Below are 22955 nucleotides of genomic sequence, written 5' to 3'. Positions count from 1 at the left end.
CTCAGCCGCGCGCCTCGATCCTGACCGGCATTTCGGTGAAGCCGTGGAGGAACGGGCTGGCGAGCCGGACCGGTTCGCCCTGCCGCATGATGCGCCAGCCCCGGGCGACCACCTCCTCGATCAGCGTGCCGATCTGGATTTCGGCCAGGCGCGCCCCGACGCAGCGATGGATGCCGTGGCCGAAGGCGAGGTGGCGGCGGGCATTGGCGCGGGTCACGTCGAAGCGCTCGGCATCGGCGAACACGCTCTCGTCGCGATTGGCCGAGATATACCACATCACGACCTTCTCGCCCTCGCGGATTTCCTGCCCGGCGAGCACGGTATCGCGCGTGGCGGTGCGGCGCATGTGGGTGACGGGCGATTGCCAGCGGATGATCTCCTGCGCGGCATTGGGCACCAGCGAGAGGTTGCCGTGGAGCACGTCGAGCTGCTCGGGATAGAGGTCGAGCGCATGGACCAGCCCGCTCATCGAATTGCGCGTGGTGTCGTTGCCGCCGACGATCAGCAGCGCGATATTGGCGATGCGCTCCATCGGCTCCATGTTCCCCATGGCTTCCGAATGGACCATGCGGCTGAGCAAATCGTCGGCGGGTGGCTTGGCCCGGCGGTCCTCGAGTTCCACGTCGAATCGCGCGAGCATCTGGCCCATCTGGGTCATGAACTCGGCGAAATACTCCTCGTTGAGATTGTCCGCCGAAACCCCGCTCGCCCAGTCCGACCACCGCTTGATGTCGCGCCATTCGTCATAGGGCATGTCGAACAGGATCAGCAGCATGCCGATGGTCATCGGGATCGAGACCTGTTCGACCCAGTCGAAGGTCTCGCCCATGGGCAGCCCGTCGAGCAGCATGGCGCAGCGTTCGCGGACCTGCACTTCCCTCTCGTTCATGTGGCTCGGCGAGAAGGCGGGCGCGATCACCTTGCGCTGTGCGGTGTGGATCGGCGGGTCCTGCGCGATGAAATTGGGGAAGGCGCTGTCGTTGACGTCGTCGGCGATGGTGATGTTGCCGCGGTCCCAGCTCGAGGAGAAGGTCTCCCAGTCGAGCTCGACCTCCTGGACGAGGCCATGTGTCACCACCGACCAATAGGCGCCGAAGGGACTGTCCGCACGCCAGCTCAGCGGTGCCTCCTCGCGCAGCCTGGCGAAGGGCTCGCGCCACCTGTCCTCGGTGTAGAGTGCGTTGTCACCGAGGTCGACATGCGTGACCGGGCGATCGGCCAGCGTAGCCATAGCCTTCTCCTCTCCTGCGGAGAAAGGTTGCATAGTACAACGAATGTGTCACTCTGAAATCGAGGGAGGAGAGGCAGGATGGCAACTACGGCACCGGCAATCGACAAGGACGCGCTGCGGCGCAAATATGCCGAGGAGCGCGACAAGCGCCTGCGCGCCGACGGTTCGGCGCAATACGTCCGGCTCGAACGCGAGTTCTCCGACCTCGCCACCGATCCCTATACCCCGCGCGTGGAGCGCGATCCGGTGACCGATCACGTCACCTTCGCCTTCATCGGCGGCGGCTTTGCCGGCCTCGTGGTTGGCGCGCGGCTGAAGGAAGCCGGGATCACCGACTATCGCATTGTCGAGAAGGGCGGCGATTTCGGCGGCACCTGGTACTGGAACCGCTATCCCGGCGCGCAATGCGACACGGCGAGCATGATCTACTTGCCGCTGCTCGAGGAAACCGGGCACATGCCGAGCGAGAAATACGCCCACGCCCCCGAGATCCGCGACCATTGCAGCCGCATCGGCCGGCAATACGGTCTCTACGGCAACGCCCTGTTCCATACGCAGGTGACGGACCTCGAATGGGACGAGGCGCGCAAGGTCTGGATCGTGCGCACCGACCGCGGCGACGCATTCACCGCCAAATACGTCGGCATGGGCACCGGTCCGCTGCATGTCGCCAAGCTCCCCGGACTGCCGGGGATCGAACTGTTCGAAGGCAAGAGCTTCCACACCAGCCGCTGGGACTATGGCTATACCGGCGGGACGCCCGAAGGCGATCCGATGACCGGGCTGGCCGACAAGCGCGTGGCCATCATCGGTACTGGCGCCACCGCGGTCCAGGTCGTGCCCAACGTCGCGCGCGATGCGCAGGAGCTGTTCGTCTTCCAGCGCACCCCGTCCTCGGTCGACGAGCGCAACAACCGCCCGCTCGAACGCGACTGGTTCGACAGCGTCACCGGTCCCGGCTGGCAGAAGGCGTGGCAGGAGAATTTCGTCGCCAATCTCGGCGTCGGCTTCCCCGCCGAAGACCTCGTCGACGACGGCTGGACCGATCTCGGCAAGCGTATCCGTGCGCAGGTCATCGACATGCCGCCCGAACAGCGCACGCCAGAGGGGATCATGGCCGCCTTCGAGGATGCCGATAACGAGAAGATGAGCGAGATCCGCGCGCGCGCCGAGGCCATCGTGGGCGGCGAGGCGGGCGAGAAGCTCAAGGCCTGGTACCGCCAGCTGTGCAAGCGCCCGTGCTTCCACGACGAATATCTGCAGGCCTTCACCCGCCCCAACACCCATCTGGTCGACACCGACGGCAAGGGGGTCGAGCGGATCACCGCGAAAGGTGTTGTGGCGAACGGCAAGGAATACGAGGTCGACTGCATCGTCTACGCGTCAGGCTTCGAGGTCGGCACCGATTTCACCGAGCGCGCGGGTTACGACGTCACCGGACGCGGCGGGCAGAAGCTGTCGGACTATTGGGCGGGCGGGATGAAGAGCTTCCACGGCCTCCACGTCCACGGCTTCCCCAACATGTTCTTCGTCCAGCAGAACCAGGCGGCGGCCTTCATCGCCAATTACCCCCACAATCTCGTCGACCATGCCGACACCGTCGCCTGCGTGGTCAAACATGCCGAGGACAAGGGCCACGCCACGGTCGAGCCGAGCGCGGAGGCCGAGAGCAAGTGGATCGAATTCCTGCTGACCGGTCCGGGCGCGCGGCTCGGCAGCACCGAATGTACCCCCGGCTATTACAATAACGAGGGACAGGGCTATGGCGAGCAGGAGCGCTTCGCCATGGGCCATCCCGCCGGCGCGATGGGGTTCTTCAGCCATATCGACCAGTGGCGCAGATCGGGCACCTTCGAAGGACTCGAGTTCGGCTGAACGCCGTTCGCGGACCCTGTTGGACGGTTGGTCGAAGGGGCTTTGCCGCAGGCTCCGCCCCCGCTAGCCTCGCGCCCTGATTTGCTTGGGGTAGATTCACATGACCACTAAACTCACTCGCTTCGCTTCGGCGATCGCCATCGCCTGTGCCACCGTCTCCGCGCCAGCCGCCTTCGCGCAGGACCATGCCGAGCATCACGCGAGCATGTCCGCCGGCGAACACGCCACCCACCAGCTCCACGCCCTGTTCGAGGCGAGCGAGGCGGCCTATCTCAAGCGCAATCCCTTCGCCGCCTTCTTCCGCGGCGATTTCACCGATGCCGACAAGCTCGGCGACTATTCCGCCGCATCCTATGTCGAGGAAACCGAGGCGGCGAAGGCCAACCTCGCCGCGCTCGCCGGGATCGACCGCGAAGTGCTCGGCGCGACCGACAAGATCGCCTACGACACCTTCGAATACACGCAGCAGCGCCAGCTCGTCCAGACCGCGCCCAACGTGTTCCCGACCGTGCTCGCGCTGCCGATGGACCATTTCCGCGGGCTGCACGTCTTCTACCCGCGCCTCTCCGCGCCGGGCGCGCTGATGCCCTTCGACACGGCCGAGGACTACCGCAACAATTTCGCCCGTCACCGCGAATTCGCGAAGATCGTCGACCAGGTGATCGACCGCTTCCGCACCGGCGCGGGCGCGGGGATCACCCTGCCGCGCATGTCGGTCGAGCTGATGATCCAGCAGCTCGATACGCAACTTTCGGCAGGTCCCGAGGCGAGTCCCTACTGGGCGCCGGTGGCAAATTTCCCCGACTCCATCGCCGAGGCCGACCGCGCTGCGCTGACCGAAGAGCATCGTGCGGTGCTGACCGACACGCTGTTCCCCGCGCTGCAGAAGCTGCGCGATTACCTCGCCAACGACTATCTCTCGCAGGCGCGCGAGACGATCGCGGCGACCGCCAATCCGGGCGGCGATGATTACTATTCCTATCGCATCGCCGAGATGACCACGCTGCCGCTGACCGCGGCGGAGGTCCACCAGACCGGCCTCTCCGAAGTGGCGCGCATCAATGCGGCGATCGATGCCGCCAAGGCCGAGGCCAACGGCCGCACCGCCGAAACCTACACCACCAAGGCTGACCTCCAGCAGGCGTGGTACGATGTCGCCGAACAGGTCGATCCGCTGATGGAAAAGGTCTTCCTGCGCCAGCCGAAGACCGAACTGAAGATCGAGCCCTACGAACCCTATCGCGAGAAGTTCAACCTCGCCGCCAGCTACATGTCGGGCAAGGCCGACGGCACGCGTCCGGGCATATTCTATTTCAGCGGCTACAACGTCGCCGAACGCAAGCTCGGGACCTCGATCAACCTCTACATGCACGAAGGCAATCCGGGGCACCATTTCCAGTCGATGTTCGCGATCGAGAACGAGGATCTGCCCGAATTCATGCGCTACGGCGGCTTCACCGCCTTCAGCGAGGGCTGGGGCCTCTATGCCGAGAGCCTCGGCTATGAGCTCGGGCTCTACGACGATCCCGTCCACCGGCTCGAAGCGCTGCAGGGCGGCGAATTGCTGCGCGCCGTCCGGCTGGTCGTCGACACGGGCATGCATGCGCTCGGCTGGAGCCGCGAGAAGGCGATCGAATACATGGTCGCCAACGGCCAGCCGCGCGACTTCGCCGAGAGCGAGACCGCGCGCTACATCGTGATGCCCGCGCAGGCGCTCGCCTACAAGACGGGCGAATTGAAGATCAAGGAACTGCGCGCCAAGGCGCAAGCCGCGCTGGGCGACGATTTCGACGTCCGCAAGTTCCACGAGCAGGTGCTCAACACGGGCGATATCCCGCTGCCCGTGCTCGAAGCCAAGATCGACGCCTGGATCGCGGGTGGCGGCCAGTAAGGCCTGCCCCCGCAGCGAAGGAAACACGATGATGAACCGCACTGCACTGCGCCTCGCTTCGGCGCTGGCCATCGCCACCGGCGTGCTCGCCGCACCCGCCGCCCATGCCCGGGACCAGGCCGAAACGGCGGCCCCGCAGACCGAGGGACAGCGGCTGCGCGCGCTGCTCGCTCAAAGCGAGGCCGCAGCGCTGGTGCGGCACCCCATCGGCGCCTTCTATCGCGGCGACTTCACCAATGCCGACAAGCTGGGCGACTGGTCTGCGGCCAGTTTCGAGGCCGAACGCACAGCCGCCGAGGCCGACCTCGCCGCGCTGGCCACGATCGACCGCGCCGCGCTCGATGCGGGCGACCGGATCGCCTACGACACCTTCGAATATGCCAACCGGCGCACACTGGCGGGCTTCGCGCCCGAGATCCTCGCGGTCGAGCTGGCGCTGCCGCTCGACCATTTCCGCGGGATCCAGGGCGATTATCCGAGCCTGTCAGCCCCCGACGGGGTGATGCCGTTCAAGACGCCGGAGGACTACGCCAACAATATCGCGCGCCACCATGCCTATGCGCAGATGGTCGACGATGTGATCGCGCGCTTCGACAAGGGGCTGGCGCAAGGCATCACGCTACCGCGGCTCACGGTCGAACTGATGATCGAGCAGCTGGATATCCAGCTCGACGCGCCCGAGGACACCAACCCCTATTTCGCTCCGCTGCGCAGCCTGCCCGACAGCTTCACCGAGGCCGAGAAGGACACCGCGCGCACGCAATTGCACGCGGCGGTCGCCGACACGCTCAATCCCGCGATGCGCCGCCTGCGGACCTATCTCGCCGAGACCTACCTGCCCAAGGCGCGGGCGAGCATCGGGGCGACCGACAACCCGGGCGGCGAGGCCTATTACGACTACCTCATCGCGCAGAACACCACGCTCCCGCTGACCGCAAAACAGGTCCACGAACTCGGCCTGTCCGAGGTGGCACGGATCTCGAAGGCGCGCATGGAGACCATCGCCGCGCGCGGCGACCGGCGTCCGCAGGTCTACAAGACCAAGGAGGCGCTGACCGAGGCGTGGTACGAGGTCGGCAAGAAGGTCGACGCCGCGATCGGGCCGATGTTCCTGCGCCAACCCGAGGCCGAGCTGCAGATCAAGCCCTACGAACCCTATCGCGAGCAGTTCCAGCTCGCCGCCTCCTACCAGCCGGGCGCCGAGGACGGATCGCGCCCCGGCACCTTCTATTTCAGCGGCTGGAACGCCGCCGAACGCGAGCTCAGCCCCTCGGTCCGGCTGTACATGCACGAAGGCAATCCGGGGCACCATTTCCAGACCATGTTCGCGATCGAGGACGAGAGCCTGCCCGACACGCTGCGGCACGGCTGGTTCACCGCCTTCGGCGAAGGCTGGGCGCTCTATGCCGAGAGCCTCGGCTACGAGTTGGGTCTCTACGACGATCCGGTCGACCGGCTGCAGGCGCTCGAGGACGGCGAATTGAAGCGCGCGGTGCGGCTGGTGGTCGATACCGGCATGCACGCCTTCGGCTGGAGCCGCGAGAAGGCGGTCGAATACATGGTCGAGAACGGCAATCCGCGCGACTATGCCGAGAACGAGATCGCCCGCTACATCGCGATGCCGGGCCAGGCGCTCGGCTACAAGGTCGGCGAGTTGAAGATCAAGGAACTGCGCACGCGTGCCGAGACCGCGCTGGGCGACAAGTTCGACATCCGCCGCTTCCACGACGAGGTGCTCAATTCGGGCAATATCCCGCTCGCCGTGCTCGAGGCCAAGATCGACGCCTGGATCGCTGCCGGCGGGAAATAGGTTTCTCGATCGGACAAGGAGAAAGGGGCCGCGCGATGCCATGTCGCGCGGCCCCTCTCTTGTCTCCGTTCGAAACGCTCAGCGCGCGTATTCGGGGTTGGCGGGGGGCAGTCTCCGCTTGGCCCAGGGCCGCCGCTGCGCGATGGCCAAGCCCACGGCGGCCAGCGTCACCGCCCAGAAGATCGCGACGAAGGGCTCACCGTTGCCCAGCGCCAGCCGCGCCAGCAGCGTGGCGAGGATCGCCAGCGGCACGCCCAGCGTCACGCCCCACCAGCCGGCATGGACCAGCGGGCGCGGGCGGCCCTTGCGCGCCTGCTTGTCGAGCCAGATGAAGGTGCCGGTGGCGACCACCACGCTCAGCGCCACTCCGAAGACGATATAGGCGATCTTGACCGGCAGCCCGCCGTAATTGCCGAAATGCAGATTGTAGATCGAGGCGGCGAACTGTTGGCCCATGGCGCCATCGGCGAGCCCGGTGGTCCCCTCGAAGCTGCCGTCGGGCGCGAAGTGATAATATTCGCCGAAGACCAGCCGCCGGTGATGCTCGCCGATTACCTGCACATGCTGCCCGCGGGTGCCCGGGTCGTGGAGAATGACGTAGGAGACGCGCACCGCGGGATAGTCGCGCGCCATATGGGCGAGGACGGGGGCGACGCGCGGCACCGGCGCGGGGGCCGGGTCGGCCTCGCCCTCCGCGCCGAAGACGGGCGCCAGCGCCGCTTCGCTGTCGCCGTCATAGGCACTCGCGGCGAGCGAGAAGCCCGCAACGTAGAACAGCCCGATCATCGTCCCCGTCAGCGCGATGGCGAGCGCGAAGGGCAGCGTCCACACCGCCAGCCTGTTGTGCCAGTCTAGCGTCGCGACCTCGTCCTTGCGCCGCGCGCGCAGGCGGAAGGCGTCGCGGAAGATGCGCGGATGCGCGACCACCCCGGACACGCCCAGCGCGACGATCATCGCCCCGAACATTCCGACCAGCGTCATGCCCCAGACGGGCGGCAGGTTGAGCCGGTAATGCAGCGCGAGAAGGAATTCGGACCAGGCGTTCTCCTCGGGCGCCGCGATCGCGCCATCCGCGTCGACATGCACCGCCTGCGTGTCGGTGGTGATCGTGGTGCGCGGCAGCGCCTCGGTCGGCATGTGGACATAGAGATGCGTGGTCGGCGGCTCTCCGGCTTCGGAGGCGACGACCGCCGCCACCGCCCGGTCGACCGCCTGCGGCGCGATGCTCTCCATCTCGGGCGCATCGAGCTGTTCGAGCCGCTGGAATTCCTCGTAGAGCACGATCGCCGAGCCGCTGACGCAGATGAGATAGAGCAGCGCGCAGCAGACCAGGCCGATCGCCGAATGCGCGGCGACGCCGCGGCGCACGGTGTCCTTCGACAGCAGCGCGCTCATGCGGAGCCTCCCAGCAACAGCAGCGGGGCGGCGGCACCGGCGAGCGGAACCAGCAGCATGGCGAGTTGCGCACGGCGGCGCTCGGTCATCAGCATGGCGAAGGTGAGCAGCGGCCAGAGCAGCGGCACCAGCGCGAGCACCATGACATTGCCGTCGGCCTCGGCAACCGGCCAGCGCATCGCGGCGGTGCGCATGGCGAGCGCGACTGCGACCGCTACCGCCAGCGCCAGCGGGCCCGTGAGCACGAAGGTCGTCAGGCCGCGGGTCCAGCGGCCAGCGTGCGCGGCGGGCGCGGCGACCCGGGGTGCGAGGGCGAAGCGCCGCGTTGCATGCGGCTTCTCGAAACCGGCATGGACGAGCAGCAGGCACGCCGCACCGGTGGCGACGAGTATCGCTATCGCCACGCCCCAGGCGCCCTCGGCAAGGCCCGCCAGCAGCGTCGCTCCCGCCAGCCCGGCCCATCCCAGCGCATTGAGGCCGCGATCGCGGCGCGGGCGGTCCCAGGACAGGCGCAGCACCGCGACGCTGCCCGCCGCGAGGGCACAGCCGAGCCACAGCGTGCCGTCGGACATCAGAAATTGCCCCGCAGCGTCAGCGTATAATTGCGCGGCTTGGCGTAATAGGCCTGCTCCCAATAGAGGCTCGCGACGTATTTCTCGTCGGTGACGTTGGCGATGTTCGCCTGCAGTTCGAGATTGTCGGTCAGCTGGTAGCCGGCCTGTAGCTGCAGCGTGGCATAGGCATCCTGCTCGATCCGGCCGTAGGCGGTGTCGACATGGACGTCGTCCTGCCAGGCGAGCACCGCGCCGAGCGACAGGCGCTCGGTCGGCTGCCAGCGCAGCGCGACATCGGCTGTGGTCCGCGGCACGTAGCTGCGCACCTCGGTGCCCGCGCCATCGTCGAGCGAGAGATGCGTCAGTCCCGCCTGGACGAACAGGCCTTCGGCAATCCGGCCGGTGATCTCGGCCTCGACGCCCTCACTGAAGACGTCGATCCCGGTGTAGAGCGTCTGTCCGGTGGCGGGGTCGAGTCCGACGGATTCGGCGAGGTTCGACTGTTCGGCGCGGAACAGCGCCACCGTGCCGAGCAGTGCGCCGTCGGGGGTCTGCGCCTTGAGGCCCACTTCCATGCTCTCGCCCTTGGCCGCGCCGAGCGGGGTGAGGTCGGTGCCGGTCTCGTGCTGCGGGAGGAAGATGTCCGAATAGCTGGCGTAGAGATTGAGGCCGTCGAAGGCTTCGAAGGTCACCCCGGCGAAGGGGCTGAGCGCGCTCTCCTTGCGCCCGAAGTCGACCCCGAAGCTCGTCCCGTCGGACGAGACGTCGATGAAGTTGGCGCCGCCGATCAGGCTCAGCCGGTCGGTCAGCTCGAGCCGCGTGGCGGCATAGGCGCGCCACATGAGGAAATCGAAATCGGCCTGCTCCATGGGCGGATCGTAGGCGGGGCGGCCGACCTCCTGCCCGGTCCAGTCGGGCAGCGCGGGGAGCGCGCCCCAGGCCGGATCGGTGAAGGGGACCGAGCGGCCGAGATAGTGGAAATCGGTGTCGCTGTACTGCACCCCCACCGACAGGTCGTGCTCGCGCCCGAAGGCCGTGAACTTCCCGGTCAGCTCCGAGTCCCAGATCCAGCCGCCGGTGTCGTAATTATAGGCGCCCGGATAGCCGAACAGGCCGAGCCCGGTCACCGGGTCGGGCGTGCCGTAGACATAGAACAGCTCGGAATCGCTCGAAGTGTCCTGCCGCGTGAGGACGGTCTTGAGCGTCCAGTCCTCGGCGAGCGCGAGCGCCACTTCGGCGAAGCCGCTGGTGTTGGTCGTGTCCCAGAAGGTCCAGTCCTGCGTGGTCGAGGTGCCGACCGGGTAATCGGTCGGCGACCCGTCGGTGGCGATCAGCGGCAGCGCGCCCCACAGCACGTTGTCGGCATTGTTCTGCTCGTGCGAATAGCCGAGCGCGACCGAGACGGTCGGGGCGAGCTCGCCGGCGAGGATGAGCTGCCCGGCATAGCGGTCGGACGTGTAGTCGCGCAGGTACGAATCCCCACTGGTGATCGCGCCGGTCGCGCGCAGGCCCCAGTTGCCGCTGTCGTCGAGCGCCAGGTCGAGATCGGCCTCGCCGCGGAAGGTGTCCCACGAGCCGTAGCTGAGTGCGGCCGAGCCGCCGGTCTCGCCGCCCGGACGGCGGCGGATGAAGTTGATCGTGCCTGCGGGATTGCCGATGCCCGACAGCAGCGCATTGGCGCCGCGCACCACCTCGACCTGGCTGTAGAACACCGTGTCGAGCGAGCCGCTGGTGGGGCCGTAGACATTGGGCGTCGCCAGCCCGTCGACCATCAGCCAGCTGATGTCGAAGCCGCGCGCGGTGTAATAGGTGCGGTCGGTCTCGACCTGCTCGACCTGCACGCCGGGGACCACCGCCAGCGCATCGTTGATTGCGTCGAAGCCGAAATCCTCGATCAGATCCGCGCCGATGACCGAGACCGATTGCGGCGTGTCGACCACTTCGAGCGGCAGCTTGGTCGCGCTGCGCGGCGGATCGTCCTGTCGCTGGCCGCGCACGATGATGCCGGGCGCGTCCCCGGCGCCGTCCATCGCCTCCTCCGCCAGCGCGGGCGCAGCGGCAAACAGGGCGGGGGCGAGCGCGCTGCAGGCGAGCAGCCGCGCGGCGGGGGAAGCGATATGCATGATGATTTCCTCGTCTGAACTTGAGCGCCCGCTAATGCGAGTCAATCGCAAGAGTCAAGGATAATGATAATCATTCTCACAGGAGCTTGTGGAGCCTCCCCGTCCGCATCCACGGTTGCGGGAACGCCGCCATGCGCCTAAACCGCTGCCATCCCCGGGGAGCCAGCTTGTGGCTGAGAGGGACGGGATAAGCGCCGTCCGACCCGTCGAACCTGAACCGATTAGCATCGGCGGAGGGAGTGGGCTGGTATCCGCCAGAAGTCCGCCTTCCGTCCTGAGGAGAGACTTCGCATGGCCGACATCAATTCCAAATTCGACATCGGCGTCACCACCGGCCCGATCCGCGGCAGCCGCAAGGTCCATGTCGGCGCCAAGAGCGGCAGCGGTGTGCGCGTCGCCATGCGCGAGATCGATCTCGAGGGCGGCGAGCCCAGCGTGCGCGTCTATGACACCAGCGGCCCCTACACCGATCCCGACGCGACGATCGATATCCGCGCCGGGCTGGAACAGAAGCGCCGCGAATGGATCATCGCGCGCGGCGATGTCGAGGAATACGACGCGCGCGAGGTGAAGCCCGAAGACAACGGCCAGCTCGGCCCCGACCGCTCGGGCGGCGTCCCCGGCTTCCCCAATGTCGCGCGCAAGGTGCTGCGCGCCAAGCCCGGCATGAACGTCAGCCAGATGCACTATGCCCGTCGCGGCATCATCACGCCCGAGATGGAATATGTCGCCGAGCGCGAGAACCTGGGCCGCGAGATGCTGCGTGACGAGGCGGCCCGCCTCACCGCGCGCAACGACGGCCAGCCCTGGGGCGCCGAGCTGCCCGATTACGTCACCCCCGAATTCGTCCGCGACGAAGTGGCGCGCGGCCGCGCGATCATCCCGTCCAACATCAACCATCCCGAAACCGAGCCGATGGCGATCGGGCGCAACTTCCTCGTCAAGATCAACGCCAATATCGGCAATTCCGCGGTCGCGTCGGACGTGGCGAGCGAGGTCGACAAGATGGTCTGGTCGATCCGCTGGGGCGCCGACACCGTCATGGACCTCTCGACGGGCCGCAACATCCACGACACGCGCGAGTGGATCATCCGCAACAGCCCCGTCCCCATCGGCACCGTGCCGATCTACCAGGCGCTGGAAAAGGTCGGCGGCATTGCCGAGGACCTCACCTGGGAGATCTTCCGCGACACGCTGATCGAACAGGCCGAACAGGGCGTCGACTATTTCACCATCCATGCCGGGGTGCGCCTGCCCTATGTCCCGATGACCGCCAAGCGCGTCACCGGCATCGTCAGCCGCGGCGGCAGCATCATGGCGAAATGGTGCCTCGCGCATCACAAGGAGAGCTTCCTCTACGAGCGTTTCGACGAGATCACCGAGATCATGAAGGCCTATGACATCGCCTATTCGCTGGGCGATGGCCTCCGCCCCGGCAGCATCGCCGACGCCAATGACGAGGCGCAATTCGCCGAGCTCTACACGCTGGGCGAGCTGACCAAGCGCGCCTGGGAGCAAGACGTCCAGGTGATGATCGAAGGCCCCGGCCACGTGCCGATGCACAAGATCAAGGAGAATATGGACAAGCAGCTCGAGGCCTGCGGCGAAGCGCCCTTCTACACGCTCGGCCCGCTCGTCACCGACATCGCGCCCGGCTACGACCACATCACCAGCGGCATCGGCGCGGCGCAGATCGGCTGGTACGGCACCGCGATGCTCTGCTACGTCACGCCCAAGGAGCACCTCGGCCTGCCCGACCGCGACGACGTGAAGGTGGGCGTTGTGACCTACAAGCTCGCCGCCCACGCCGCCGACCTCGCCAAGGGCCACCCGGCCGCCAAGGTTCGCGACGACGCGCTGTCGAAAGCCCGCTTCGAATTCCGCTGGCGCGACCAGTTCAATCTCAGCCTCGACCCCGACACGGCCGAGCAATACCACGACCAGACCCTCCCCGCCGAAGGCGCCAAGACGGCCCACTTCTGCAGCATGTGCGGGCCGAAATTCTGCTCGATGAAGATCACCCAGGAAGTGCGCGACTTCGCCGCCAAGCAGAATTCGGACAGCTACCTCGCGGCCACTGCGCCGGTCGAGGGAGCCGAAGAGGGGATGGAGAAGATGAGCGAGGTGTACCGGGAGAAGGGCGACAAGTTGTATTTGCCGGAGTAAGGAAGCTTAACTTCCTTGATTTGCTGCCCAATTTCCGCCTTGATGCGGGAAGGGGAGAGAAATTTGATACCACCATTCAATCTGAATGGCGTTTTGCCGCCCTTTATTGGAGCGACGCCAGGCGCTCAAATTGCTTTCTCGTCTCCATATTCTTGTACGAGTGTCGAACTGGTGGAACGGTTCTCCACGTCCGAGCATCGGCGCAGTTTGTTGGAGGGGCTTTTCCAGTTCCGTGCGAGCCTGCGCGAGAGCGGAATTGTCTCCGGCTTTCAGTGGTTGGATGGGAGCTTCACTGAAGACGTTGAGTCTGATGGCCGTGAACCAAATGATATTGATGTTGTGACGTTGGCATATCGTCCAGAAGGGCTAGCCTTGAACTTGCAAGGGTGGACCGAATTCGTAGCAGATCAAGGCACGGGCGGCATTTTCGATAGAGATCGGAATCGTGAACGCTTCACATGCGATACGTTCTTTGTGGATTTGAACACCGTGCCGCACATCGTCGCTCGACAGGCCGCTTACTGGACGGCCTTGTTCTCTCATCAGAGAAACACATTTCAATGGAAGGGCATGTTAGCTCTGCCGCTTCACACTGACGATACCGACGCGATCGCCGCGCTCGCGGGAGGTGGTGAAGATGAGTAAGCTTCAACGCGCGGCGCTGGAGAGCGAACGAGCCAGCCTTCAAGCCCTAATTGCCGAGGCCGCGGAATCCGACCCGTTGGGTACATTGTCTCTTCGTCAGCGACTTGAACGGATCGAAGAGGACTTGGCTGAGCTCGACGAAGATAAACATCATGCTGATGTAACGCTTCTGTTTTATGGCAAGCCGGTAGATGGCTCACGGGGAATTGACGCAGAATTTGCAGGCAAAGCTCTGCAATCATATCAGTCAGCGCTTTCGAAGCACATGAATTCCCTGACTGGCAGAGCGCTCGGTCGGAGAGGGCCAGTTCCCGAGCGGAGTCTGTCCCGAATGAATATTGTTGATGTCGTCCACGGATCCTTTGGGTTTCGACTTGAGGAGGACAACGAAGAAGCCCAGATGTTTGATACGTCACTCCGTGATGCAGTGACTGCTATCTCCAAAATTATCCACGATTTCTCTGACCCTTCCGATGCAGTATTTGAGCAGGCCATTGAGGATATCGATGGTCGCACATTCCTCTCCGTAAAGGCCTTTATTCAGCTGCTGCGAAATGAGGAAGCCAAGTTCAAGCTGGTTGACGACGAAGAAGAAATCGAACTCGACGACGCCAAGGTCGAGAGGGCCTATCAGCGCGTAGAGCGTACCGAGGTTATCGAGAATGAGGATTTCATAAGCGGCACGTTGGTGGGAGTGATGCCTGTTGCAAGGAGGTTCGAATTCAATCTTGATGGAACCGAGGAGATTATAACAGGTCCTATCGATGCCCGTCTAAGCGCGGACTTTCTTGAGCGGATCGAGAACGATGAGCAATTCATCGGCAGGCCTTGGCGAGCTTCCGTAAGGGTTAGGATTGTACGCAGGCCTGATGGGCGCGAAAAGATCGAGTACATCCTTACTGGTCTGGTCCAACCGGAATAGCCTATCGCGATGTGATCTACTGGCGAATTATTCGCTGTGTAGGGAACTCGCTCGTTGCTTTAGCCAACTCTACTACCGCCCCATCCTCACCAGCACCTTTTGGGAATTCGACTGTGAAGGTGGCCTTTGACCGTCTCGGTCTGCGGCTCCGACTCCCGCCTTGCCGAACGGCGGCGGGCCGCCACCGATACCGTCCATTCCGGCACGCAGGTCTTCCATGATCGCCCGCGTGGCGATGGCGCTGCCGATGCTGGCGGCGTCGAAGCTCTTGCGGTCGTGCGGCAGCACGCTGGCGCCTGCCTTGAGGCAGCGTTTGGCGAGCACTCAGTCGCTCGCGTCCTTGGACTTCGCTTCCTCCGTCTTCTTCGCTGCGGCCAGCTTCGCCGCTTCCGTCGAGCTCTTCTCTCGCTACGGGGGCACCGCCGCTTTCGGACCTGATTGGACTTTGCCCGGTTAGGGCGCGGCAGTCTACTAGTCGTCCGCGCTTCGCGCCGTATCGATCTTCGCTGACGTCGGACGGGCCCAAGGCCTATCCGGCCCTTGAGCGAACGCGTGATTGAAGAGAACGAAGATTACCAAGTAGAGCAACAGCAGGGCGCAAACGACGCCAAACGCGCACCACGATCGAGGCCACAACAAAACGAGCACGAAGGAGACTGACGAGGCAAGAGTGAGCGCCAGATAGAAGACCCAATGGTTCTTGTAGAGCTGTCGCAGCTCTCCTCGTGCTCTCGCGACGCAGATTCGATAAATTCGAAAGACCACGGGCACGGCAAACAGGACCGCGAGACTAAGTCTGGTGCCCCAATCAGTTTGCAGCGGTTTCATCCAGTGATGGTCATCAAGCGGACCGGTGAAATAGAGAAGGGAAACAAAGAATGCCGCCATGGCTCCGATCTCCAGAGCATCGTGCGCGATCGCCGGTCGATCATAATGCCGCTCCGGGTCCGACCCCTCCCCGAACTGGATCGTCAGATAGACGATAACTAGCCATTCCCAAGGTAGCATCGATGATGGAGCGGACTCATGGCGGCCCAACAAGGTGAGGATGCCTAGCGACCCGAGAAGTGCCGGATACCAAAGGCCGTAGATCCATCGCTGGATCGAGTGCCGGCCGGCAGCGCGCCATGTCACGTCGTCGTCTTTAGGCATGTTGCCCCCCATCTGCCCGCCGATGGAGCATGCCTCAATCGATCCCTAATGGCAAAACGCGCGCGAGCCTGCGGAACAAACGCAAAACACTTTCCTACACACACCCGCCTGTGCCTTATCCTGTCGGATGACCCAGTCCGACCCTCAGCGCCTGCCTGCACCGACCGGCGATAGCACTCCCGCCGAGGACGGTTTCGGCTTCGCCCCGCCAACATACGACCCCGCCGAATATCGCTGGGTGCCCGTCCGCCGCCGTCCGCGGCATGACGGATGGACCAAGGAGAAGCAGCGGCGGTTTATCGAGGTGCTCGCCGATACCGGGCTGGTCGGCGCGGCGTGCAAGGAGGTCGGGATGAGCCGGGCGAGCGCCTATCGCTTGCGGCGGGCGGCGCATGCGGGGGCCTTCGCCCGCGCGTGGGAGCTGGCGCGCGAGCGGGCAGGCGCCTTGATCGAGGATATCGCGTTGGCGGCTTTGCCGTCTGCTGCGCAACCGAGCGCGCGATCGAGGGGGTGGAGGTCGAGACCTTCGACGGCGAGGGCGAAGCGACGGGCGCGGGGCTGCAGCGCGCCTAGCGCTTGATCCAGCCTTTCGCCTCGTCGAGTTCGGCCATCGGGAAAACCTTGAATTTATAGGGCACGATCGGGATGAAGAGCTTCGCCGTGCGCGCCAGCCAGGTCATGTCGGTCACCAGCGCGATGCGCGCAAAATCGCGCAGGTGCTTGAGGTCGAACTTGGTGTCCTCCCACGCCGCATCGCCCGAGAAGGTGGTGTAATCCTCGCCCATCACGAACAGCAGCTTCAGCCTGTCGTGCTCCTCCAGCTTTGCCTCGACCAGCGGGATCAGCGTGTCGCGATAGTCCTGCGCGGTGATGATCCCGACCGCGCGCACCGCGACCACGTCGCGCGGCAACCCCTCGATCACTTCGAAGCGTCCGGGATCGTCCTCGGTCGCCCGCGCCCAGGCCTTGGCATCCTCGAGCTTGCGCGACGGGAAGCGGCGGATCGTCGCCGCGACGAAATGGTTGGCGATCTCGGGGGCGAGCGCCAGCAGCGCGGCATCCCCCACCACCGCGACCTTCTTCACGATCTTCTGGTGTTCCTTCACGAAGTGGAAATGCCTTGTGAGCGCGCCGAGGCTGTCCCAGTGCGGCAGGCCGTCGAGGCAGATGACGAGATTGGGCACGCGGTCGGTTTCGTTGATGCGCCTGTCGATCGTCTCGGCGAGCCGGTCGAAATCCGCCTTTGCCAGCGCCCCCTGCGGGCGGAGGACGACGTATTCCTCGTGCGATAGGTCGATGTCGATCATGGTCCGGCTCCTCTCTCGGCCGGGGCGCATGATGCACCGGTGCGGCGTCCGCGTCATTGACTTGGGTCAAATTCTCGCGGCGCAGGCTGGCGCAATCCGGCCTTCGCCGCGTGGCGCGATCCGTGGTATCCTGCACCTCGGATTGCCCTCGAGAGGAGACCCGCCATGCCCGCATTCCACCCGTTTCTCGCGCTGGCCCTGCTGGCGGGCGCCGCCCCGCTCGCCGCGAGCGAGGAGACCCGCCCCGCCGCCGCGCCGACCGGCGACGCCGACACCCGCTACTGCATGAGGGTCGAGCCCGCCACCGGCACCCGCGTCGAGCGCGTGGTCTGCTGGACCCGCGCCCGCTGGGCGAGCCAGGGCGTCGATGTCGACGCGGACTGGGCCGAGGAGGGCGTAAGGGTCGAGGGGTGACCGGTCACGCGGGAGGCGCGTGAATTTACTTCGCGGGCGCGAAATGGCATGATCGTCGCGCAGGGCCAGGGTGGGAATTGGCTATGAGCGAGACGGACATCGGCAATGCCGCCGGTGCGGGGGAGGCCCCCGCAACCGACGACGGCGCGGAGGACGGCAAGCACTTCTGGGGCTCGATCCGGGGCGTGATCACCGCGGTCAGCGGGCTCGTCGTCGCGCTCGCCGGGCTGATCACCGTGCTCGGCAATGTCGGCCTGTTCGGTGGCAAGGCCGGCGGGGAGGGCGAGGAGAAGACCGAGCCGCGCCCGCTCGAAAACCCGACCGGGGCGGCCACGCAAGCGCCGACACCCGCACCCGCACCCGCTCCGAGCGCCATGGCCTCGCCCACCGCCACGGCGGCGCCGCTCGCGGCGAACGAGCCCGCACCGGCGCATCCCGATGTGCGGATGTTCCGCGTCAGCTCGCCGAGCGACGGCTGGGTGGCGATCCGCGCGCGGGCGACCGTGTCGAGCGAGATGCTCGGGCGGCTCGAGCACGGCAGCTTCGTGCGCTGCGGCCGCCAGACCCCCGATGCGACCGGCATCGACCACCGCTTCTGGCGCTATTGCCCCGAGGTCCGCGGCTACATGGCCGAACGCCTCCTGCGCCGGGCCGACGACTAGCGTGGCGCGACGCTCGCATTCCGGACCGCCCGAACCGCGCCCCCGATCCCCTTGCAACGACCCTGAGAGGAACCCCGCCATGCCCGCCATCCGCCCGATCCTCGCGCTCGCCCTGCTGGCGGGCGCCGCGCCACTCGCCGCCGGCGACGGGGCGGATCCCGGAACCACGCACGCCCCGGCGCCGGGCGCACCCGTCTTCACCCCCTCCACGCTGCCCTATCCCTTCTCCACCGCGGTGCAGGTCGGCGACGTGCTCTACCTCTCGGGCGACATCGGCGTCGACGAGAGCGGCAGCGCGGTCGTCCCCGGCGGCATCGAGCCCGAGACGCGCCGCATGTTCGAGCGGATCGGCGCCACGCTGGCGCAGCACGGGCTCGGCTTCGACGACGTCTTCAAATGCACCGTCTACCTCGCCGACATGGGCGAATGGCCCGCCTTCAACGCGATCTACGCGACCTATTTCGAGAAGGGCCGCTATCCCGCCCGCTCGGCCATGGGCGTGAGCGGCCTCGCGCTCGGCGCGCGGGTGGAGATGGAATGCTGGGCCTATAGCCCTCAATAGGCACGCGGCCCCTGCCAGATACCCGACCTTCGCGAAATAGCGTTTGGCCGACGCTTTCCGCCATGCTGTAACCCCGCTCCCGCGCCGACACCTGCCGGCGCACACGGCAGCTAGGGAGAGGCGCCACCATGGCCGACAGCGACGACATCCTCATCATCGGCAGCTTCGTCAGCCCCTATGTGCGCAAGGTCCTCGCCTGCCTCGCGCTCAAGCGGCTCGCCTACACGATCGACCCGATCACCCCCTTCTACGGCAATGACGACTTCACCCGCCTCTCGCCGCTGCGCCGTATCCCGGTGCTGGTGCAGGGCGATCTCGCGCTGTCCGACAGCTCGGTGATCTGCGCCTGGCTCGACGAGGCCCATCCCGATACGCACCCGCTGCTGCCCGCCTCGCCCGCCGACCGCGCCCGCGCGCGCTGGCTCGAGGAATTCGCCGACACGCGCATGGGCGATGTCTTCATCTGGGGCCTGTTCTACCAGAAGGTGGTCCACCCGCTGGTGTGGAAACAGCCGGGCGACGAGGCACGGATCGCCGCGACGCTCGAAACCGACATGCCCATGGTGCTCGACTATCTGGAGGGGGAGCTACCCGAGGACGGCTTCCTGTTCGGCGACATCGGCCTGGCGGACGTGGCCGTGGCCAGCTTCTTCCCCAATGCGCGCTATGCCGGCTTCGAGGTCGATGCCGCGCGCTGGCCGCGCACCGCGGGCTTCGTCGCGCGTTGCCTCGCACATGAGTGCTTCGCCGCGACGAACCGCTGGGAAGCCGCCCAGCTATCGACCAACCCCGCCGGCCGCCGCGCCGCGCTCGAGCAAGCAGGCGCCCCGCTGAGCGCGACCAGCTACGCGCTCAAGGAGCCGCGGCAGGGGGTGATGACGCTGTAGGTGGGGCGTGGGAAAGCAGCGCGCTGATTTGCTGGAAGGTTTTGACTTGATGATTGATACACTGTTCACTATATGTTCCCGCGAAGCGAGGGGCCGTCATGTCAGCGCAGGCGTTTGGAGATAGTCACACCGTTCAGAAGTTGGGCGTCGTCCAGCGTTATCTCCAAGCCTATGCGACTGCGTTGAAGTTTCAGCCCTTTGAATTGATCTATATCGATGCCTGCGCTGGCTCTGGATCATCCGTTCCCAAGTCTGCTTTTCGGGACGAGGAAGAGTTTCGGCAAACTGAGCTTGAAGGCTTGGTTAGCCCGGTTGCCGACACTGATGAACTCATCGTGGGCTCGGCTATTCGAGCGTTGGGGGTCGATCCACCGTTTGCTCGGTATCTATTTAATGATACAAAAAAGTCCAATGTGGACGCTCTGCGTGAGACAGTTGAGGGCGAATTTCCTCATCTCATTGATCGTATCGAATTTACGCGTTTGGACGCGAATGAGATGCTTCGCGGGATTTGTTCGAAATGCGATTGGTCTGCGACCCGTGCGGTTGTATTCTTAGACCCATTTGGTTTGCAGATTGACTACGAAACCTTGCAAATTCTCGCGATGACCGAAGCCGTCGATGTTTGGTATCTAGTTCCGGTTTTTGCGATGTATCGTCAGATCTCTGGTTCGGGCGAAATAAATCCGGATGGCGGCCCTCGCGTTGACGCAGCGCTAGGCACAACCAGTTGGCGAGACGTCGCGGTCGTTGAAGAGGAAGAGTTGGGCGGCCTTTTTGATCAGCCACACCTTCGGCCCAAGCGGGCTGTGGACGTCGCTTGGTTTGAAGCTGTTGCCAAGGAGCGTATCGGGGCTGCCTTCGGCGGACGCATACTGGATGAAACGATGCCGCTTGGCCGGAATGGCATTCAGGAATTTTCTTTGATGTTTGCATGGGCCAATCCTCGGGAAAAAGCTAAGCTGGCCGCCAAGCTGGCAAGGGCGGTATTGGCGTAGTGGCAGGTTCTTCCGAAATTGAGTGGACGGACGTCACCTGGAACCCGGTCGCTGGTTGCACGATTGCATCAAGCGGTTGCACCAATTGCTATGCGATGAGGATGGCCGCCCGGCTCCAAGCGATGGGCCATCGCAAATATGCGGGTACCACCCGAAAGAGTGGTGGACGATATGTGTGGACTGGTCGGGTGAATGTCGATGAGAGCAGTCTTTCAGCTCCGCTGGAATGGCGAAAACCGAAGCGCATTTTCGTCAATTCGATGTCTGATCTCTTCCATCCGGATGTGCCTGACGAGTTTGTCATTCGAGTTTGGCAAACGATGATCGCCTGTCCGCAGCACCATTTTCAGATTCTCACCAAGCGGCCTGATCGAATGGCGCGCCTTTTCGATAGCGGTGTGATCGAAGCTAGGGACCATATATGGGTGGGAACATCGGTCGAAAGCGACGAGGTTGCAGATCGTGTGAAGCACCTTGCTTCCATTTCAGGTGCGACACTTTTCATATCCTTCGAGCCGTTGATCGGTGAGATCCAAGAGATCGATCTGCGGGGCATCCATTGGGCCATTGTAGGCGGAGAGTCAGGGCCTCGCTCGCGGCCGATGGAAGAGGCGTGGGTGGAGCGCCTATTGGAGATTTGCCGTCGCGACGACGTAGCGTTCTTCTTCAAGCAATGGGGCGGTCGAAACAAGAAGGCTGCCGGCAGAGAATTGCATGGTCAGACTTTTGATGAATATCCGCTGGAGCTGGAAGCTTAGGAAGCGGGGTGATGGTGAAGCCTTGATCCGAGTATCGCCAAGTCGTTGTCGAGTTAGGCCTATGATTCAGCTGCCCCTGTTTTTCGCGGCTTCGACCATGCTCCTGCTCGCCGCATGCGCCCCCGAACCCGCCGAAAAGCCGTCGCCCAACGAACCGACGCTCCCCAACGACATCGCCAGCGCCACCCCAACCACTAATCCCGCCCCCATGCCGCATACCGATGCGGGCAAGACCTTCCCCTCGGGCCGCTGGGACATGACCTCCAGCGGCGAAGGCGACGGCTTGTTCTTCGGCGTCACCGAGGGCGAGCCGGGCCGTGTGCATATCTTCTGCCCGGCGGGGGGCGGCATGCTCGTCAACGTCAACGCCTTCCGGCCGATCGGCAGCGAGGAGCGGATGAGCTTCGGCTCGGGCGGCGAAGTCGTGACGCTGGTGGCCAATCCCGCAGGAGACAGGCTGCGCGGCGGGGTGAGCGGCGAGGGGCCCGTTCCGGCTGCGCTCCTCACGATGCTCACCGGCAAGCAAGGCGTCGCGGTGAATTACGGGGCGCAGGATATCGGCCCGCTGCCGCCCGTCCCCGCCGAGACCGCGCGCGTCTTCGTCACCGGTTGCAGCGACTGACGCCGCGCCGGTCCGCGCAGGCTTTCCCCACACGCGCGGGGTGCCCCGCCGCGATGGTGCTGGCCAGCGCCGGCCCAAGCGCGCATAGGCGCCCGCATGGCCGATCTCTATCTCAAGAACCTCGAATCCGAACGCCGCCAGCTGTGGGCGACCTGCCGTCTCAAGGGATTGAAGCGCGATACGCCCGAGCGGCTGCGGATTGCCGAGATCGACCGGCTGCTGGCGGAGCACAAGGCGAAGAAGCCGCAGCCGCCGGTCGAGCGCGAGGAGGGCTAGGCCCTAGCTGTTCTTCATATTCTCCAAGCCCCTGATCGCACCGGGCTTGGTGCTGGGGTTGGAGGCGTTCTGCTTGGGTGGCTGTTCCTTCTTGGGTTTGCGGTTCTCGCGGCTCTTCTTGGCTTGGCCCTTGGCCATGGTCTTTTCCAATCGGGGCTGAATGCCCCGGCCGCGTTATGGGCCGATCGGCGCAAATAGATAGCGAAACCGTCCCCGCCGTTCCTAGCACCGGCTCAGCGGCGCGCGAGCTTGACCAGCACCCGGTCCAGCGCCTGCAGGAAATTCGACCGGTCCGCCTTGTTGAACGGCGGCGGCCCGCCTCCCATGCCGTCCATCCCCGCGCGCAAATCCTCCATGATCGCGCGCGTGGCCACGGCGCTGCCGATGCTCGCGGCGTCGAAGGGCTTGCCGTTATGCGCGAGGACGGTCGCGCCCGCCTTGAGGCAGCGTTCGGCGAGCAATATGTCGGCGGTCACGACCACGCTGCGTTCGTCGGCGTGCTCGGCGATCCAGTCGTCCGCCGCGTCGAAGCCCTCCGAAACCACTACGCGCTGGACTCGCTCGCTCACCGGCACGCGGAAGGCGCTGTTGCTGACCACGCGGACCTGCGCCTTGTAGCGCTCGGCGACGCGGTAGATTTCTTCCTTCACCGGGCAGGCATCGGCGTCGACGAGGATGGTGGGCGCGCTCATGCGTGCCCGCTAG

The 22955-nt window shown here is 65.2% G+C and carries 23 protein-coding genes, 1 pseudogene and 1 riboswitch; of the genes and pseudogenes, 15 read left to right on the top strand and 9 right to left on the bottom strand.

Translation table 11 applies throughout. The features are described from left to right. Position 1: 1 nt before the first annotated feature. On the bottom strand, positions 2–1231 hold the full coding sequence (locus K3181_RS05155; protein WP_221601503.1) for a cytochrome P450: 1230 nt from the start codon (positions 1229–1231) through the stop codon (positions 2–4). 78 nt (positions 1232–1309) lie between these two features. Here K3181_RS05155 and K3181_RS05150 point away from each other — a divergent pair, with 78 nt between their 5' ends. The 3 genes from K3181_RS05150 to K3181_RS05140 all read left to right on the top strand — a co-directional run bounded on the left by K3181_RS05150 (position 1310) and on the right by K3181_RS05140 (position 6807). Then, the gene (locus K3181_RS05150; protein WP_221601501.1) at positions 1310–3106 is read left to right on the top strand and encodes a flavin-containing monooxygenase; all 1797 of its coding nucleotides are present in this window, start codon (positions 1310–1312) and stop codon (positions 3104–3106) included. A 100-nt stretch (positions 3107–3206) separates the two neighbouring features. After that, entirely contained in the window at positions 3207–4997 is a 1791-nt protein-coding gene (locus K3181_RS05145) for a DUF885 domain-containing protein (protein ID WP_221601499.1), read from the top strand. Between the two features lie 31 nt (positions 4998–5028). After that, positions 5029–6807: a DUF885 domain-containing protein gene (locus K3181_RS05140; protein WP_221601497.1), complete on the top strand. Its 1779-nt coding sequence runs from the start codon at positions 5029–5031 to the stop codon at positions 6805–6807. Between the two features lie 78 nt (positions 6808–6885). Here the strand turns inward: K3181_RS05140 and K3181_RS05135 are convergent, their stop codons facing one another. Genes K3181_RS05135 through K3181_RS05125 form a run of 3 tightly spaced genes read right to left on the bottom strand, consistent with a single transcriptional unit; the run spans position 6886 to position 10879 of the window. Continuing rightward, on the bottom strand, positions 6886–8202 hold the full coding sequence (locus K3181_RS05135) for a PepSY-associated TM helix domain-containing protein (protein ID WP_221601495.1): 1317 nt from the start codon (positions 8200–8202) through the stop codon (positions 6886–6888). Then, entirely contained in the window at positions 8199–8774 is a 576-nt protein-coding gene (locus K3181_RS05130) for a hypothetical protein (RefSeq protein WP_221601493.1), read from the bottom strand. The genes K3181_RS05135 and K3181_RS05130 overlap by 4 nt, the downstream gene beginning before the upstream one ends. After that, complete coding sequence (locus K3181_RS05125) at positions 8774–10879, bottom strand: TonB-dependent siderophore receptor (protein WP_221601491.1); 2106 nt, start codon at positions 10877–10879, stop codon at positions 8774–8776. The genes K3181_RS05130 and K3181_RS05125 overlap by 1 nt, the downstream gene beginning before the upstream one ends. Before the next feature lie 145 nt (positions 10880–11024). Then, positions 11025–11137, top strand: a riboswitch (TPP riboswitch). A 33-nt stretch (positions 11138–11170) separates the two neighbouring features. Here K3181_RS05125 and thiC point away from each other — a divergent pair. The 3 genes from thiC to K3181_RS05110 are packed head-to-tail and all read left to right on the top strand — an operon-like array spanning position 11171 to position 14612. Further along, on the top strand, positions 11171–13045 hold the full coding sequence (gene thiC, locus K3181_RS05120) for a phosphomethylpyrimidine synthase ThiC (protein WP_221601489.1): 1875 nt from the start codon (positions 11171–11173) through the stop codon (positions 13043–13045). A gap of 42 nt (positions 13046–13087) precedes the next feature. Beyond that, positions 13088–13690 (top strand): DUF6932 family protein, encoded by a 603-nt coding sequence (locus tag K3181_RS05115; protein WP_425594544.1) that lies wholly within the window; start codon positions 13088–13090, stop codon positions 13688–13690. Further along, the gene (locus K3181_RS05110) at positions 13683–14612 is read left to right on the top strand and encodes a hypothetical protein (protein ID WP_221601484.1); all 930 of its coding nucleotides are present in this window, start codon (positions 13683–13685) and stop codon (positions 14610–14612) included. The genes K3181_RS05115 and K3181_RS05110 overlap by 8 nt, the downstream gene beginning before the upstream one ends. 72 nt (positions 14613–14684) lie before the next feature. Here the strand turns inward: K3181_RS05110 and K3181_RS05105 are convergent. Then, positions 14685–14936: pseudogene (locus K3181_RS05105) on the bottom strand (DUF188 domain-containing protein); the annotation flags it as partial. A 147-nt stretch (positions 14937–15083) separates the two neighbouring features. After that, positions 15084–15764 carry a hypothetical protein gene (locus K3181_RS05100; protein WP_221601482.1) on the bottom strand — a complete coding sequence of 227 codons (681 nt, stop codon included), beginning with the start codon at positions 15762–15764 and terminating at the stop codon, positions 15084–15086. Positions 15765–15891: 127 nt separating this feature from the next. Between K3181_RS05100 and K3181_RS05095 the strand changes: the two genes are divergently transcribed. Then, entirely contained in the window at positions 15892–16344 is a 453-nt protein-coding gene (locus tag K3181_RS05095) for a hypothetical protein (RefSeq protein ID WP_221601479.1), read from the top strand. Here K3181_RS05095 and K3181_RS05090 read toward each other — a convergent pair. Then, a complete protein-coding gene (locus K3181_RS05090) occupies positions 16334–17071 on the bottom strand; it encodes a SpoIIAA family protein (protein ID WP_221601477.1) in 738 nt (245 codons plus the stop codon). The two genes, K3181_RS05095 and K3181_RS05090, sit on opposite strands and share 11 nt — an antisense overlap. 165 nt (positions 17072–17236) lie before the next feature. On the opposite strand from K3181_RS05090, the gene K3181_RS05085 reads away from it, so the two are divergent. From K3181_RS05085 to K3181_RS05050, 8 genes are all read left to right on the top strand, one after another. Continuing rightward, on the top strand, positions 17237–17485 hold the full coding sequence (locus K3181_RS05085) for a hypothetical protein (RefSeq protein WP_221601475.1): 249 nt from the start codon (positions 17237–17239) through the stop codon (positions 17483–17485). 83 nt (positions 17486–17568) lie between these two features. Next, a complete protein-coding gene (locus tag K3181_RS05080) occupies positions 17569–18147 on the top strand; it encodes a hypothetical protein (RefSeq protein WP_221601473.1) in 579 nt (192 codons plus the stop codon). A 79-nt stretch (positions 18148–18226) separates the two neighbouring features. Then, positions 18227–18709, top strand: coding sequence for a RidA family protein (locus K3181_RS05075; RefSeq protein ID WP_247714864.1), 483 nt, complete (start codon positions 18227–18229; stop codon positions 18707–18709). Between the two features lie 128 nt (positions 18710–18837). Further along, a complete protein-coding gene (locus K3181_RS05070) occupies positions 18838–19596 on the top strand; it encodes a glutathione S-transferase family protein (protein ID WP_221601471.1) in 759 nt (252 codons plus the stop codon). Between the two features lie 98 nt (positions 19597–19694). Further along, complete coding sequence (tcmP, locus tag K3181_RS05065; protein WP_221601469.1) at positions 19695–20594, top strand: three-Cys-motif partner protein TcmP; 900 nt, start codon at positions 19695–19697, stop codon at positions 20592–20594. Continuing rightward, a complete protein-coding gene (locus tag K3181_RS05060) occupies positions 20594–21352 on the top strand; it encodes a DUF5131 family protein (protein WP_221601467.1) in 759 nt (252 codons plus the stop codon). The genes tcmP and K3181_RS05060 overlap by 1 nt, the downstream gene beginning before the upstream one ends. A 61-nt stretch (positions 21353–21413) precedes the next feature. Further along, complete coding sequence (locus K3181_RS05055; protein WP_221601465.1) at positions 21414–21974, top strand: hypothetical protein; 561 nt, start codon at positions 21414–21416, stop codon at positions 21972–21974. 96 nt (positions 21975–22070) lie between these two features. Next, entirely contained in the window at positions 22071–22250 is a 180-nt protein-coding gene (locus K3181_RS05050; RefSeq protein WP_221601463.1) for a hypothetical protein, read from the top strand. A 3-nt stretch (positions 22251–22253) separates the two neighbouring features. On the opposite strand, the gene K3181_RS15695 is transcribed toward K3181_RS05050, so the two are convergent. Next, positions 22254–22388 carry a hypothetical protein gene (locus tag K3181_RS15695; protein WP_282099756.1) on the bottom strand — a complete coding sequence of 45 codons (135 nt, stop codon included), beginning with the start codon at positions 22386–22388 and terminating at the stop codon, positions 22254–22256. A gap of 95 nt (positions 22389–22483) precedes the next feature. Then, the gene (locus K3181_RS05045) at positions 22484–22942 is read right to left on the bottom strand and encodes a YaiI/YqxD family protein (RefSeq protein WP_221601461.1); all 459 of its coding nucleotides are present in this window, start codon (positions 22940–22942) and stop codon (positions 22484–22486) included. Positions 22943–22955: the final 13 nt, after the last annotated feature.

The sequence above is a fragment of the Qipengyuania mesophila genome, assembly GCF_019711655.1.
Classification (GTDB): domain Bacteria; phylum Pseudomonadota; class Alphaproteobacteria; order Sphingomonadales; family Sphingomonadaceae; genus Qipengyuania; species Qipengyuania mesophila.
This window is presented reverse-complemented; position numbering and strand designations above follow the sequence as displayed.